Origin of the sequence: Bradyrhizobium sp. SYSU BS000235 (genome assembly GCF_049747295.1) — a bacterium.
Taxonomy (GTDB): domain Bacteria; phylum Pseudomonadota; class Alphaproteobacteria; order Rhizobiales; family Xanthobacteraceae; genus Afipia.
In genome coordinates this window covers 1-14,197 of record NZ_JBMHJM010000003.1, presented here as the reverse complement: position 1 = coordinate 14,197, position 14,197 = coordinate 1, and the positions used below count along the sequence as shown (strand labels likewise).

The 14,197-nt window shown below is 59.1% G+C and carries 17 protein-coding genes; 6 read left to right on the top strand and 11 right to left on the bottom strand.

The window, feature by feature from the left end:
- Positions 1–57 precede the first annotated feature (57 nt).
- Positions 58–444 carry a YybH family protein gene (locus tag ACP0KA_RS26710; protein WP_424631989.1) on the top strand — a complete coding sequence of 129 codons (387 nt, stop codon included), beginning with the start codon at positions 58–60 and terminating at the stop codon, positions 442–444.
- 4 nt (positions 445–448) lie between these two features.
- Here the strand turns inward: ACP0KA_RS26710 and ACP0KA_RS26705 are convergent, their stop codons facing one another.
- The 5 genes from ACP0KA_RS26705 to ACP0KA_RS26685 form a co-directional block, all read right to left on the bottom strand.
- Entirely contained in the window at positions 449–670 is a 222-nt protein-coding gene (locus tag ACP0KA_RS26705) for a hypothetical protein (RefSeq protein WP_424631988.1), read from the bottom strand.
- 56 nt (positions 671–726) lie between these two features.
- Complete coding sequence (locus tag ACP0KA_RS26700; RefSeq protein WP_424631987.1) at positions 727–1,134, bottom strand: DUF1236 domain-containing protein; 408 nt, start codon at positions 1,132–1,134, stop codon at positions 727–729.
- Between the two features lie 33 nt (positions 1,135–1,167).
- Entirely contained in the window at positions 1,168–2,289 is a 1,122-nt protein-coding gene (locus ACP0KA_RS26695; protein ID WP_424631986.1) for a DUF1236 domain-containing protein, read from the bottom strand.
- Between the two features lie 93 nt (positions 2,290–2,382).
- On the bottom strand, positions 2,383–2,610 hold the full coding sequence (locus ACP0KA_RS26690; RefSeq protein ID WP_424631985.1) for a hypothetical protein: 228 nt from the start codon (positions 2,608–2,610) through the stop codon (positions 2,383–2,385).
- A 244-nt stretch (positions 2,611–2,854) separates the two neighbouring features.
- Positions 2,855–3,496, bottom strand: coding sequence for a response regulator (locus tag ACP0KA_RS26685; RefSeq protein WP_424631984.1), 642 nt, complete (start codon positions 3,494–3,496; stop codon positions 2,855–2,857).
- A 41-nt stretch (positions 3,497–3,537) separates the two neighbouring features.
- Here ACP0KA_RS26685 and ACP0KA_RS26680 point away from each other — a divergent pair, with 41 nt between their 5' ends.
- Both ACP0KA_RS26680 and ACP0KA_RS26675 read left to right on the top strand, forming a co-directional pair.
- Positions 3,538–4,911: a histidine kinase gene (locus tag ACP0KA_RS26680; protein WP_424631983.1), complete on the top strand. Its 1,374-nt coding sequence runs from the start codon at positions 3,538–3,540 to the stop codon at positions 4,909–4,911.
- Positions 4,912–5,047: 136 nt separating this feature from the next.
- Positions 5,048–5,830 carry an SDR family NAD(P)-dependent oxidoreductase gene (locus ACP0KA_RS26675; protein ID WP_424631982.1) on the top strand — a complete coding sequence of 261 codons (783 nt, stop codon included), beginning with the start codon at positions 5,048–5,050 and terminating at the stop codon, positions 5,828–5,830.
- 58 nt (positions 5,831–5,888) lie between these two features.
- Here the strand turns inward: ACP0KA_RS26675 and ACP0KA_RS26670 are convergent, their stop codons facing one another.
- From ACP0KA_RS26670 to ACP0KA_RS26655, 4 genes are all read right to left on the bottom strand, one after another.
- A complete protein-coding gene (locus ACP0KA_RS26670; protein WP_424631981.1) occupies positions 5,889–6,710 on the bottom strand; it encodes an SDR family NAD(P)-dependent oxidoreductase in 822 nt (273 codons plus the stop codon).
- Positions 6,711–6,742: 32 nt separating this feature from the next.
- Positions 6,743–7,030 (bottom strand): YciI family protein, encoded by a 288-nt coding sequence (locus ACP0KA_RS26665; protein WP_424631980.1) that lies wholly within the window; start codon positions 7,028–7,030, stop codon positions 6,743–6,745.
- Positions 7,031–7,072: 42 nt separating this feature from the next.
- Complete coding sequence (locus ACP0KA_RS26660) at positions 7,073–8,485, bottom strand: FAD-binding oxidoreductase (RefSeq protein ID WP_424631979.1); 1,413 nt, start codon at positions 8,483–8,485, stop codon at positions 7,073–7,075.
- Positions 8,486–8,606: 121 nt separating this feature from the next.
- Positions 8,607–9,941 (bottom strand): MFS transporter, encoded by a 1,335-nt coding sequence (locus ACP0KA_RS26655; RefSeq protein WP_424631978.1) that lies wholly within the window; start codon positions 9,939–9,941, stop codon positions 8,607–8,609.
- 209 nt (positions 9,942–10,150) lie between these two features.
- On the opposite strand from ACP0KA_RS26655, the gene ACP0KA_RS26650 reads away from it, so the two are divergent.
- From ACP0KA_RS26650 to ACP0KA_RS26640, 3 genes are all read left to right on the top strand, one after another.
- Positions 10,151–10,795 carry a TetR/AcrR family transcriptional regulator gene (locus tag ACP0KA_RS26650; protein ID WP_424631977.1) on the top strand — a complete coding sequence of 215 codons (645 nt, stop codon included), beginning with the start codon at positions 10,151–10,153 and terminating at the stop codon, positions 10,793–10,795.
- Positions 10,796–10,993: 198 nt separating this feature from the next.
- The gene (folE, locus tag ACP0KA_RS26645; protein ID WP_424632157.1) at positions 10,994–11,587 is read left to right on the top strand and encodes a GTP cyclohydrolase I FolE; all 594 of its coding nucleotides are present in this window, start codon (positions 10,994–10,996) and stop codon (positions 11,585–11,587) included.
- Positions 11,588–11,627: 40 nt separating this feature from the next.
- A complete protein-coding gene (locus ACP0KA_RS26640; protein WP_424631976.1) occupies positions 11,628–13,148 on the top strand; it encodes an FAD-dependent oxidoreductase in 1,521 nt (506 codons plus the stop codon).
- 75 nt (positions 13,149–13,223) lie between these two features.
- Here the strand turns inward: ACP0KA_RS26640 and ACP0KA_RS26635 are convergent, their stop codons facing one another.
- Positions 13,224–13,931 (bottom strand): transglycosylase SLT domain-containing protein, encoded by a 708-nt coding sequence (locus ACP0KA_RS26635; protein WP_424631975.1) that lies wholly within the window; start codon positions 13,929–13,931, stop codon positions 13,224–13,226.
- Between the two features lie 154 nt (positions 13,932–14,085).
- Positions 14,086–14,197 (bottom strand): aminopeptidase (locus ACP0KA_RS26630; RefSeq protein WP_424632156.1); only part of this gene is annotated, 112 nt, incomplete at its 5' end.

The window sequence follows — 14,197 nt, the reverse complement described above, 5'->3', positions numbered from 1 at the left end:
AGATATTCATTCGCGGTTCATTAACCAAAGAGTCTGCGGCAGAGCGGGATGGGAACCGTGAACAGCTTTCAGGCGAATTACGATGCCATTGGAGTCATTGTCGATTGGCTTGATGCGTGTCGCGCGGCAGACCTCAAGACACTTCTGGCGCTCTACGACCAGGAGGCCACACTCGAATGCAACTGTGACGGCCGGAGCTATCGCGGTGCTACAGAGATTGAAGCCTACTGGCGACCAAAGCTGTCCGGGAAGGTCGCGGAGGGCTTCCTCCTCGAGGATATTCACCCGGTGAGTGATGGCCTTGATGTGCGTTATTTGGGCTTCGAAGGGAAGCCGCTGCACATCACCTTCAAATTCAATGAAGGGGGTAAGATCATGAACAGTGTCTGCGGCCCGTTGTGTGGAAGCCCTCGCGTTTCGGAAGTGCCAAACAAGAACGAATAGTCGTTTAACGTATCTGCAATTCCAGCAGCGCGAGGCGGGCCAGTTCTTTGGTTCCGCAATTCCGTTCCTGGGCAAGACGCAGGATGGAATGGGCGAGCATCTGAACAGTGTGCGCTTTGACCGGTTCGGGTAACGTCGACAACGCCTCGTTCAATGCCGCCTGCATCTCGTCGATTTTCTCCGGCGGAAAAACGCCGCCGCCGTCTTGTACGTCGATTGTGTCCATCGCTCCCTCTCTCCACGGTTGGGACAGGAGGCTCCGGGCCTCCTGTCGAGTTGCGGTTAGTCGATGACTTGAATGACGCGATGGCTTCTCGGATCGACGAGAACCGTACGGTCATTCACCACAGTGTAGCGATATTGAGTGGCGCCGTATTCGCGCGGCACCTCGTAATACGTCACGCCTGCCGTTGGCAGCTCGGCACCGACCCGAACATCGCCTGAATAGTGATAGGAGGGATGATGCCGTTCCACCACGTAGCTGTGGAAGCGTGGACGCGTGTCGTCGGCGATGCCGCCTGCAACTGCGCCAGCGGCAGCGCCTGCTGCTGCTCCGACGGGGCCGCCAACCGTCCCTCCGACGATTGCTCCTCCCACGGCCCCGCCGGCCGCTCCGTTCTGTGCCGGCGCGGAAGATGTGCCGAGAACGGTGGCTGCAATAGCCAAAGCTCCAATAAGTATCTTTTTCATGCCTCTCTCCTGAAAAATGATGTGTCGGTCGCGTTAATCGATTTCCTCGATGATCGTGCGCTCATGCGGCTCGATCACGTAGGTTCGATTTTCCTGCCGGAGGTAGCGATACTCGCGCAGCTCGGGCGCATCGACGTAGACCTCCTCAGGGAAGCTTTGCAGTTCGACGCTGGCGGGGACGCGTTCGCCGACGGAGATACGGCTGCTACGCACCGCCGATCCTGTTGTGCGCGGCTCGCTTCTGCGCGAATACTTTCGAACCGCCGCACGATCCTTTTCGGTGAACTTTGTTCGCTGACGAGGCGCTGCCTCTGCGCTTCCGCCGCCGCTGCGCGGGATCACGGTCACGATCCTTGAGCTCGACGGTTCAACGATCACGATCTCGTCGCGGACCACGAAGAAATTATATCCGCGATATTGCGGCACGATCTCGACGATATCGGCAGGAATTGTTCTGAGATGAACATGACGGGGCACGACCGTCCCAACAGAGACCGAGAAGTTCACGTTGGTGATGGGCTTGACGTCCAGCCGCGCGATCGAGCGGTTGATGCGGGTGCGCTGCTGACTGTTGATGTTGACGTCGACATTGGTCGAGGTTCGGGTTCGATCCGTGTCACCGTTGCGGCCGCGATCCGTCTGCTGGTTGGTCGCTGGGCGATCGCTGTCGGACCGAGATGTATTCGTTCCATTACGGTTGTCACGATCCGCGGAGTCGCGTGTGTCATGCTTTGAGTCCGAGCGATCCGCGTCACGGTTATTCGTGCGATCGCGTGACTGCGCGCTATCGTTCGAGGAGCGATCTCGTGTCGGCGACTGAGCACTGTCGGATGAGCGCGGTTGATCGCGAGATTGATCATTCGCAGCGCCAGATGTCGATGTGCCTGTGGTGGCTTTGCCGGCGTCCGATCTGTCGCTGTCAAATTTGCCTGTGTCGGATCGGTTGCTCTCGGATGACCGGTCAGAATCGGATCGCCCGGCGGCTCCCTTGGTGGCGGTGCTGCGCGTCGAGCCCGCGGAATCATCCATGTGCTTGGCGGGTGGGGATGTCGTCTGGCGTTGGTTCGGGCTCTGGGAGCTCGGACTTTGTGCCTGTGCGATGGCAATGGTGCCTGCGACCAAAGCGGTCGTCAGCAGATATATCCTGGTCTTCATGGGCATAATCCCTTCGTGCAACGAGAGGCTTCCGCGGACAGGACAGGACCTCTCCTGCATGTCCGGCGTCGCGCAATTGCGAATTCAACGATATCAGTTGGTGGTGCAGACCTTGACGGTCTTCATGGCCGTTTCGGCCTCTGTTCGGGTCTTGTAGACACCGTTTCCGACGACGACCGTGGTTGTCGTGGTCGGCTTCTTGTCAACGATCGTGCATCGCTTCGTCGACGAATCTTGCACCACATAGAATTCAGTTGCTTGTGCGATTGCCGAGCCAACAATGAGGCTGGCGATCGCGCCTCCCAGAATAATAGCTTTCATGGAACACTCCCTGTCGATTTCTATCGGAGGTTCGAACGCGGGTAAGATGAGGACGTTCCGGGCAATTGCCACTTTTTCCCGAAATCGAAAACATTCGATAGAAAATCTGGCGAGAAGCGCGACCAAATGAAGCCGCGATGTGGTGCCAGTTGTCGAAGATGAATGTCGGCTGAATGAGGAACTGAGCTTTGGCTCGCCGGTATGCGTTGCCGAATCGTCCCGTTGCGAGCGAACTGCAAGAACGTCAGTTCAGGCTCAATTCGTAGGCGAGGCGAATCAGGTCCGAATGACTTTGCGCGCCGAGTTTTTGCTTCAGTAGCGACGTGGTGTTGGCGACTGTTTTGTAAGAAAGACCAAGGGTCTCGGCGACCTGGCCAATCTTCTTGCCTTTGGCGAGAAGCCGCACGATTTCGAGCTCACGCGGGCGAAGCTTCGACAATGGATTGGCGCGAATGGACGCGCTCGGAACATTGGTCGCCTCGGCGACTTCCGAGGAAAGAAAGGTTTCACCGGCGGCAACGCTCTTGATGGCACCGGCCAGCGCGCGGGGATTGCTGCTCTTGCAGATGTAGCCCCTGGCACCGAGTTCCATGGCCCGCACCACAAGTGCAGGATCGTCGTTCATGCTGAACATGACGACCTTGGCATCGGGATCGGAACGAAGGACCTTACGCAGCAGCTCAAGACCCGAGACGTCCGGCAGCTTGACGTCGAACAGCGAGACGGTCGGCTTTTGCTTGCGAAACGCCTGGTAACCGGAGAGTGCGTCGGAAGCGGAAACCACATCGAACTGTTCGGAATTAAGCATTGAGATACAGCCGGAGACCACCACGGGGTGGTCGTCGACGATCAATACCTTGATGCGGCCCTTTCGTGTCGCCATCATCAGACTGTAAGAACCGATCAAGCGGGACACAAGGGCAGAGCATGACACGCTGGCAGAACCTGTCGCTTCAAAGCCGGTTGACCGTATCTCTATCGGCAATGCTATTGGGGACGCTGGCTATATGCGTCGTGGCTCTTCTGATGTTCTCGCGGGTTCATCTGATCCAGGAACGCGCGCCGGCGGTGCAGGAAGCGACGGAAGCGGCGCAAGCCCTGAACGCAGCGCTTGCGGCCGCGTCCGATCCGGAGCCCGTGCTGAAGACCCTTGCAGCGTCCCTGAATGGGGGGACCGCGTCCTTGCGGTTCGAAGAGACTGGTGCCACCCCACAAACGCCCATCAAGCGGTTTGACACCGTCCCGACGTGGTTCGAACATCTCGTGCAGGGCGATATGCAGACTCTGCGAATTCCCGTTCAAATCAAAGGGGAGACGCGCGGTCACGTTGTTGCTGATGTGGATGTCTCAGCCGATGTTTACGAAAAGTGGGTAGCCTTCCTGACCTTGATTGTTCTGGCGCTCTTAATCATTCCGTCCTGTGCGCTGATTGCAAGTATGACTGTACGCTCGACCTTGCAGCCGCTTCACGCCGTTTCTAACGTCATCAGCGAACTTTACGATGGCAACTACGACGCGAGAGTCGCCGGAATTTGCGCCCCGGAACTGCAGAGAAGCTGCCGTCAATTGGACGCGCTGGGTTCTAAGCTGAAAACCCTGGCTGACCAGAATCGCAATCTGCTGACCGAAATCGTCTCGGCACAGGATATGGAGCGTAAGGAAATCTCGCGTGATCTGCATGACGAATTGGGTCCGCTCCTGTTCGCACTGCGTTCGAACATTGCCGGCCTGGAAATGTCGCCGCTTCGGCCTGAGGTTCTGTCGCGGGTGGAGATCATTGCCGCGCTGCTGGAGCAACTGCACGAGAGCCACCGGCGCATCCTTGATCGGGTGAAGCCTGCGCACCTGGAGGAACTGGGACTCGTGCGCAGTCTGCGGTCTCTTGCCGACAGTCCGGCACTGATTGCCGCGCAGGTCGAGGCGAGTTGTCACCTTGATGCGGCCATCGACCAGGTCAGCGATCTGGTCGCTGAAACTGCTTATCGCGTGGTACAGGAGGCCGTTACCAATGTGGTCCGTCACGCGGGTGCACGTAACGTATCGATAACGGCCAACGTCACGCGGGCGGACGATTCCCCGAGCCCGATGTTAAAACTCGCTGTCATCGACGACGGTCACGGCAAACCCAACAGCATCGTACCGGGCCGAGGCTTGAAGGGAATGAGCGAGCGTGTCCTGGCTCTCGGCGGACGGCTGTCTCTCGATCGACGGAATGAGAAGTTCATTGTGAGTTGCGACATCCCACTCGACAGCGGATCGGGCGGAAAACCTGTGCGCGCAAGATTGGCAGCCTTGACCTAACGGATCCAAATAACTTCCACGCCCTTCGGCGAAATTGCGTCAACCCCTTCTGAAAACGCCCGGCTGATGTTATCGGAGTGGCCTGATCCGGAGGGATCAGGCCATTTTTTGAACAATCGATTGAGGAGGGCGGCCGATGGCCAACATGTTCGATTTGAGCGGTCGCGTGGCGATTGTCACCGGCGGCAATGGCGGCATAGGCCTGGGGATTGCAGAGGCGCTGGCTGAGCAGGGCTGTGCGGTCTCGATCTGGGGGCGTAATGCCGAGAAGAACGCTGCGGCCGAAACGCGGCTTCGCGCCTTTAGCGATAAGGTGCAGTCGATTGTTTGCGACGTCGCGGTACGCGATCAAACCGAACAGGCAACTGAAGCGACGCTGAAGCAGTTCGGCCGGATCGACGGCTGCTTCGCGAATGCGGGGATCGGCGGCGGTGGCCGCACGCCGTTTGCCGAGCGGACCGAGGAAGACTGGCGACGCATGTTTTCCGTCAATCTCGATGGCGTGTTTCATGCTTTCCAGCCGGTCGTACGCCATATGGTCGCGCGCGCATCGCAGGGCGATGGATTCGGGCGGCTGGTGGCGACCTCGAGCATGGCTTCACTGTTTGGTACGGCGCGCAACGAACATTACGCGGCCTCCAAATCCGCGATCAATTCGCTGATACAGGCACTGGCGGTCGAGCATGCGCGCTACGGTGTCACGGCCAACGCCATCCTGCCCGGATGGATCAACACCGAAATGACAGAGGGCCTGCAAGCCAACGACAAGTTCATGGCGGCGGCTGTTCCGCGCATTCCGGTGCGACGCTTCGGCCAACCAAAGGATTTCGGCGGCATCGGCGTTTATTTGATGAGCCAGGCATCGGCCTATCACACCGGCGACTGTATCGTGATCGACGGCGGATACAGTATCTTCTAAGGCGGGCACATCGCGACGATCGGCGATCGTCGCGATGCCGCCTGTGTTGAATGTGCGGTTACGAGTCCAGCAGCTCGCCGAAATTCATCCAGTAGGACGTCGCAAGCCAGCCTGCATCGACTGGAATGGACGCACCGGAGACAGCGCTGGCATCGTCGGACATCAGGAAGCTTGCGACGCCGGCGATTTCGTCGATCTCGACCAGCCGCCGCATCGCCGTGGCATTCTCGATCGCGCTGACGTTTCGTTTCCCGCTTGCGATCTTCTCACGCATGATCGGCGTCAGGGTGAAGCCCGGTGCGATCGAATTGACGCGTACGCCCTTGGGGCCGAACTCGCCTGCGGTCAGGGTCGTCAGCGAACCGAGCGCGACCTTTGTCGGAGCATAAGCGTGCAGGGGGAGAGGGCGCGTTTCATTGATCGACGTGATGTTGATGATCGACCCACCGCCGTCCGACATCATCGATGCTGCGAAGACCTGCGTACATGTGACGGCACCGAAGTAATTCACGTCCCAGATATGACGTTGAGCAGCTTCGTCCATTGCCATGAACGATTTGATGTCCTGCAGCAGGCCTGCCGCATTAACGAGGCCGGCAACCGCAATTTGCCGTTCTTTGAGCGAGGCCGCGGTCTTTCGGATATCGTCTGCTTTGGCGACATCCAGCGGCATGGTGACCAACTGGCTGCTGCCGGTTTGCGATTGCAGCTCTGCGAGGGTTGTGGCGTTCAGGTCCGTTGCCACCACGCGCCAACCGTCCGCGAGCAAGCGTCTTGCGATGCCTCCGCCAATGCCGCCAGCCGCACCGGTTACGACGATTGCGGCACCGGCTTTGCGCCGCTCGGACATAAAGTTGCGGTTATGTTTGGAGGATGACATCGGGGCGTTCCGTATGAGGTGAGAGAGCAGTTTCAGGTATCTGCGGGGAAGACCTTGCGCCAGGGTCGGACTTCGACGGAGTGAAACAGGCCCCCAAGCGCATACGGATCATTATGAGCGAAGTTCTTTGCAGACGGAAGGTCCGGACAATCGATCACGACGAGGCCGCCGATCGAGGTTTCACCATCGTCGGCGAGCAGGGGGCCTGCGAAGACGATCTTGTCAAGGTAGGGTTTCAAATAGTCGAGATGGGATGGACGTATGCTCGCACGCAGCGCGGTGCTCGACGGCTTGTCATGGCAGAGAATGGCGAAGTGCATGGAAGTCCTTATGTGGTGGCGTCTCGATATTTCCGGGGACAATCAGAGGTCGAAGATTTTCCCCGGATTCATGATGTTGTGCGGGTCCAGCGTCGCCTTGAGCTGACGCATGTAAGTAACGGTTGCGCCGAGTTCTTCCTTGAGAAATTCGCGCTTGCCTTCGCCGATGCCATGCTCGCCGGTGCACGTCCCGTCCATGGCGATGGCGCGGCGGTTGAGGCGGTCGATGAAGGATTTGGTCTTTGCCATTTCCTCGGCGTCGTCGGTATTGGCCATCACCGAGACATGAAAATTGCCGTCGCCGACGTGTCCGACAATGGGAGCAACCAAACCGGTTGTCTCGATGTCCGCGTGGGTTTCAACCATGCAGTCTGCCAGCCGCGAGATCGGAACGCACACGTCGGTTGCGATGAATTTTGATCCGGGCCGCAGTTGGAGGCAGGCCCAGTAGACATCGTGCCGGGCAGTCCAGAGACGCGAACGTTCTTCGGGGCTCGACGCGTTCTCGAAGGACTCACAGCCGAATTCATCGGCCAATTCGCGAAACAGCTGGACTTGCTCGGCAACGGCGTTCTCCGAGCCGCCGAATTCAACGAAGAGCGTCGGCTTTTCCTGCATCGTCAGCTTGGAATAGGCGTTGCAGGCCCGGATCTGCACCTCGTCAAGCAGTTCGATGCGCCCGAGCGTCAGACCATAGCGAATGCTGGCAATCACCGTGTTGCAGGCCGACGCAAGATCGGGAAATGCGCAAACAGCGACAGCGATCGTTGGTGGAATTCCGTGGAGCTTGACGGTCAATTCGGTGATGACACCGAGCGTCCCTTCCGCGCCGATGAAGAGGCGGGTCATGTCGTAGCCGGCCGACGACTTCCGGGCGCGGGTTCCAGTCTTGCAGATGGTGCCGTCCGGCATGACCACGGTGAGCGCAAGGATGTTGTCCTTCATTGTGCCGTAGCGTACGGCACTGGTGCCCGATGCCCGGGTCGAGGCCATACCGCCGATGGATGCATCCGCGCCGGGATCGATCGGGAAATGCAGCCCGGTCGAGCGAAGATGCGTATTGAGTTGTTTCCTCGTCACGCCGGCTTGGACCACACAATCCATGTCGTCTTCATTGACCGCGAGGACAGCGTTCATCTGACTGAGATCGAGCGTGATTCCACCGAACGGCGCGTTGACGCCGGCTTCGAGTGAGGTTCCGGTGCCGTAGGGAATGATTGGTACGGCATGCGCAGCACAAAGCTTGACGACCTCGGCGACATCCTCCGTCGATCGAGCGAAGAAGACCGCATCAGGCGTTTTGATCGGATGCCAGGAGGTGGAGTTGGCGTGTTGCTCCCGAATGACGGGATTGCACGACAATTGATCGCCGAAGCGTTGGCTCAGGATCGAAATAACGGTCGCGGTGCGATCGCTCCTTGGCTTGGTTGAATCCATGCGGGCGACCTTGTTCATCGAAAATCCTCAAGCTTCGGTGTGCCGGGATCGAAGAACTTGAGTGTTCCTGAATCCGGCAAACGGCGCTTGGCGAGGTTGGCATCCAGCAGGCTCGCACAAGCGCCGTGTAACATCGGGTTTAGTCTGCTTTTGCCGGTTGGAGCGGCGCGAACTGTGTCCGCGCGCCGGCGGCCGTCCGTGCGTTGACCGTCAGGAAGGTGCAAATGATAACGCCGTAGAGCGCCACCATTCCGCCGAGCACGCACATGCTGGCGCTGTAATCCCCGAAGTATTCCTTGGCCCAACCGTTGATGTAGGGCCCAACGAAACCGCCGAGGTTGCCGACCGAGTTGACGAGACCGATGCCCGCTGCGGCGGCGGCGCCCGTCAGGAACGTGCTGGGCAACGGCCAGAACAGGATGTTCGACGCCAATATACCGGACGCGCCGATGCAAATGGCAATCATACCGGCGAGCGGTGATTGCGAAAACCCGGCCATCGCCAGGCTGAGCCCGCCGATACAGGCTGGAATGAGGATGTGAAAGCGGCGCTCTCCTGTCTTATCGGAATGCCATCCGTTGAGGACCATGGCGACGCCGGCGCAGAAGTAGGGGACTGCCGTCAGGAGCCCCGCCTGGGTGTTCGAGAGGCCGCCAAAACCCTTGATGATTTGCGGCATCCACAACGTGACCCCGAACAGCGCGCCGATATTGCAGAAGATCGCGAATGCGAGCAGCAGGACCTTGCCGCTCATCGGCGTCTCCACGACACCATAACTCTTCACCTGCTCCTTCGCGGCCTTCTCGGCGGCAAGGGTTCGAACGAGCCAGTCTCGCTGTTCATGTGTAAGCCACCGTGCATCCTCCGGGCCTTTGGTCAGCACGAAATAGGCGACGATGCCGACCACGACGGAGAGGACGCCTTCAACCACGAACATCCATTGCCAGTTCTTGAGTCCCGCCATGCCTCCCATTGTTTCGAGCAGCACTGTGGAAACAGGCGCGCCAATGAGAACCGAGACCGGGAGTCCAAGGATGAAGATAGCAGTGGCACCGCCGAGTAACCGCGAAGGGAACCATTTGCTGAGATAGAAAACGATGCCCGGGAAGAAGCCGGCTTCAGCGGCTCCAAGCAAGAACCGCATGACGTAAAAGGAATTTTCATTATAAACAAAGGCGAACCCTGCGGATATGATACCCCACGTGATCATGATGCGGGGAATCCAGATTCGCGCGCCGACTTTGTGGAGTGCGAGGTTGCTCGGCACCTCGAAAACGAAATAGCCAAGAGAGAAGATGCCGGCGCCAAGACCGTAAACGTAGGGGGTGAATCCCAGATCGGTGTTCATATGCAGCGCGGCAAAGCCGAGGTTCACGCGATCAAGAAACGCTACGATGTAGCAAAGGATAAGGAACGGCATGATACGCACATAGACGCGCTTGATCGTATCACTGCTGATTGAATCTGAGACCATGGTCGCTTCCCCAAGCTTATGTTTTCGCCAATGTTGTCTGAAGCTGCCGCGCGTCTTCGCTGCGCACGTGCAGTTTCATGGCTTTGGAATTCGGGCAGTCCCGGGAGCCGGGCTGTCCGCGGTTTGCTGGAAGGTTCCCACCACGCCCGGCGGTCTTCATCCAACATCTATTTCTAAACTGAACGTTTAGTTTTTAAATGGCAAGGCCTATGACGTCAATCGAGAAACCAGACGAACCCACAAAGCTGCCGCGCGGCCGCAAGCGCAGTTCCGAGGCTGAAAAAGCCGTCCTCGATGCCGCCTATGATCTGCTTCTTCGGGAAGGGCTGCAGGCAACAACGGTCGAAGCCATCGCGGCGCGGGCCAAGGTCAGCAAGGCAACGATCTACAAATGGTGGCCCAACCGGGCCTCGGTGATTATGTCGGCTTTCCTGCGCGAGGCGCGGTATGCGCTGCCATATCCGGAGGAGCTGGAGGCAAAGAGCATCTTCGACCGGCTCAACACAATGGCCATGGAATTTCATGGCGCCATTGGGAGCATGATCTGCGCTCTTATCGCAGAAGGGCAGTCCGACCCGGAGATCGCGCAGGCGTTTCGTGATGGCTATGTTCTCGCCCGCCGCCAGCAGGGCATCGAACTCGTGAAACGCGCGATCGCCAAGAAGCTCATCCGCAAAGCGGATCCGGACGTTGTTCTCGACCTGCTTTATGCCCCGCTTTACTACCGGCTCCTGGTTGGGCATCAGCCGCTCTCGGAAGCCTTCATTCGCCAACATGTCGCCTTGGCGCTGAATGGCATCCTGCCCGCGAAGGAGGAAGTAGCGCCACCGCGGAAGCGATCGCGCCAGCCTTGAATGTGACCAGCCTTGAATGTGTGCAGTGGCGGGAGTGTCCCGCCACTTTTTTTTGCGTTCACATCGACCCATGGTTATCGAGCGTGAATTTGCCCGAAATTTCTTGGGAACCTTTTCGGCCGGGTGCCATCTAAAGCGGGAGTTGACCGGCAGCAGGAGATTCCATTCATGACCTCAACAACGGCTTCAAATGTGCAGATGCTTGATGATCGGCGGACGACAACCAATTCCAAGCCCGATCGGGCCGAAGTTGAGGCGGCAGTGCGCACCCTGGTTCGTTGGACGGGCGATGATCCGGATCGGAACGGACTCGCGGAGACCCCGCATCGTGTCGCGCGCGCGTTCGAGGAGTTCTTCGTCGGTTATTCGATGAATCCGGTCGAAGTTTTGAAAAAGACCTTCGAGGAAATCGAAGGATATGACGAGATGATCAGTCTACGTAACATCCGTTTCGAAAGCCATTGCGAGCATCACATGGCGCCGATCATCGGTCAGGCCTGGGTTGCCTATATTCCAAACGGTCGCGTCGTCGGCATCAGCAAGCTTGCACGGGTGGTCGAAATCTACGCCAAGCGGCTGCAAATTCAGGAAAAGATGACTGCCCAGATCGCGAACACGATCAATGAGGTCTTGAAGCCGCAAGGCGTCGGCGTCATCATCAAGGCAAGGCATCACTGTATGACCACGCGCGGCGTTCACAAGCCGGATACCGATCTGGTCACGAGCCGGATGCTGGGTTGCTTCCGCGACAATCCGACCACACGTCAGGAATTTATCAGTCTCGCGGTATAGTCTGGGCCTGATCAGGTCGCGTCCGCAACGGGAGATGGTGATGAACGAACAGACCGCGCCAGAAGGTCCTGATCTGAGCAAGGGCGTCAAGCTGACGGAGCTGGCAGAGGGCAAGTTGCTCGGCCACGTCGGCGAGGAGCAGGTGCTTCTGGTCCGCGGTGAGAGTGGCATCTTCGCTGTCGGCGCTCACTGTACGCATTACCATGGTCCGCTCGCGGACGGCCTCGTTGTCGGTGACACTATCCGCTGTCCCTGGCACCACGCCTGTTTCAATTTGCGCAACGGCGAAGCGGTTCGCGCACCGGCATTCAATCCCATCGACTGCTGGAAAATCGAGGAGCGTGGTGACACGGTCTTCGTAGGTGACAAGGTGGACGCAGGCAGCGCACCCGCGCCTAAATCAAAAGCAGGCCCGGATAAGATTGTGATTATCGGAGGAGGGGCAGCAGGATTCGCCGCAGCCGAAATGCTCCGACGCGAGAATTTCAGCGGCGAACTCGTGATGCTGTCGCAGGAAGCGGCCGCGCCGATCGATCGTCCCAATGCGTCGAAGGATTATCTCGCCGGCAATGCCCCTGAAGATTGGATGCCGCTGCGGCCCGACGATTACTATCGGGATGCTGGGATCAATCTGCAACTCGGGACCGAAGTGACTGCGATTGATCCCGGCGCGCGCCAAGTCAGGCTGAAGAGCGGAGAGGCGGTGTCGTATGGTCGCCTGCTGCTCGCGACCGGCGCCGAGCCGCGCCGTCTGACCATTCCGGGATCGGACTTGCCGCATGTGCATACGCTGCGCACGCTGGCCGACAGCCGTGCCATCATCGCGGCGATAAAAGATGCGCGCCGGGCAGTGGTGATCGGTTCGAGTTTTATCGGCCTTGAGACGGCGGCGGCGTTGCGGGCGCGCGACATCGAGGTTCATGTTGTCGCTCCCGAGAAAATCCCGATGGAGCGTGTTCTCGGACCCGACATGGGGCAATTCATCCGCCGCCTGCATGAGGAGCACGGCGTTATCTTCCATCTCGACGATGGTGTCGTCGCCATCGAGAAGGGCGGGACCAAGCTCAAAAGCGGCGGCGATCTGCAAGCCGATGTTGTCGTCGCCGGCATTGGCGTACAGCCTCGTGTTGGGCTTGCCGAGCGCGCGGGTATCAAGGTGGATCGCGGCGTCCTGGTCGATCGCTATCTTGAAACCAGTGTTCCGGGCATCTATGCGGCCGGCGATATCGCGCGCTGGCCGGATCCGCATTCGGGAGAGAACATCCGGGTCGAGCACTGGGTTGTTGCCGAGCGTCAAGGTCAAGCCGCGGCACGGAACATGCTGGGCGTCAGTAAGGCCTTCGACGCGGTTCCGTTCTTCTGGAGCCAGCACTACGACGTGCCGATCAACTATGTCGGACACGCCGAGCGCTGGGATGAAATCGCCGTCCATGGTGACATCGCGGCGAAAGACTGCCTGCTCGAATACAAGCTCAAGGGCCGCGTGCTGGCCGTGGCATCGATCTTCCGTGATCTGGATAGTCTCAAGGTCGAACTGGCGATGGAGCGTAGCAAGCTCTGAGCTATTCAGAAGGAGGCCTGGGCAGACCTTAGATCAGCACAAAAAACCGCGAAATCTACCGCGCTCGTCGTTCGCCTAATTCTCGTTGTTGGCAGCGAGGCGCAAGAATTGTTGCTTCATTCCATTGACCTTGGCGAGGTAGGCCGCGACGAGGTGATCGCCGCAGCGCTCGCCGGCCATCGCATGGAAGCCGCGTCGCACGAACGCCCGAGCCGGTCTGGCGCCGCAGAGATGGATGAGCGCGGCAAGATTCTGCTTCTCCTGCGGGCTCGCGGTCTTGCCCGGTGTGGTGGCGAGAACCGTTTTGACATTGCGATCGAGGTACACCGCGGCGAGCTCGATGGCGTGGCTTGGTATCCCGCGGATATAGAGACTGTTGAACCCGCAGTCGGCATCCACGACTGTATGACGGCGGACGCAAAACCGGCTGGCCTCGGCGTAGGCCGCATCGGTCATTTGATAGAGGCCAACGGAGCTCGACGCAGGCTTGTATAGCCCGAAAGGGTTCCAGGTTAGCTGCCACCGCCAATAGGTGCGCGCCACCGGGTTGCCTGCGCTCTCGATTTGCGCCAGGGCAGCAAGCAACTCGGGCGTGACGGCGTCGGTGGAATACTTGCGAAAGAGGAGGCCGTACTGCCGCCAGGTTTCACCCGGCATCTTGTCGAGCGCCCGGCCGACGAAAAAGAACAGCTCGGTCGGCTTGCGGATCACCTGATAAGCGATGTTCGACAACGTTGCCGCCGTGAGAATGATCGCTACGATAAGAGCGATCCGTACCGCCATAGGCACAGTGGTTAGTTTCCCTCGGGCCCACCGGATGCCTTGCCAGCGACGAGCGGAACGAGCCGCCGTCCGCCAGCTTTGTCGGATCCGTTTTTTGCGGATGACGGGCTTTTCGGGATGCGACGAGGACACGGGGACAGTAATGACGCTTTGGCTATACGCCAGTAGCCCATTCACCCTTGCGGAACACGGGCACCCGACGCCCATCCGCATAAATGCCGTCGATATCGGTCTGGTTCGTGCCGATCATCCAGTCGATGTGGATC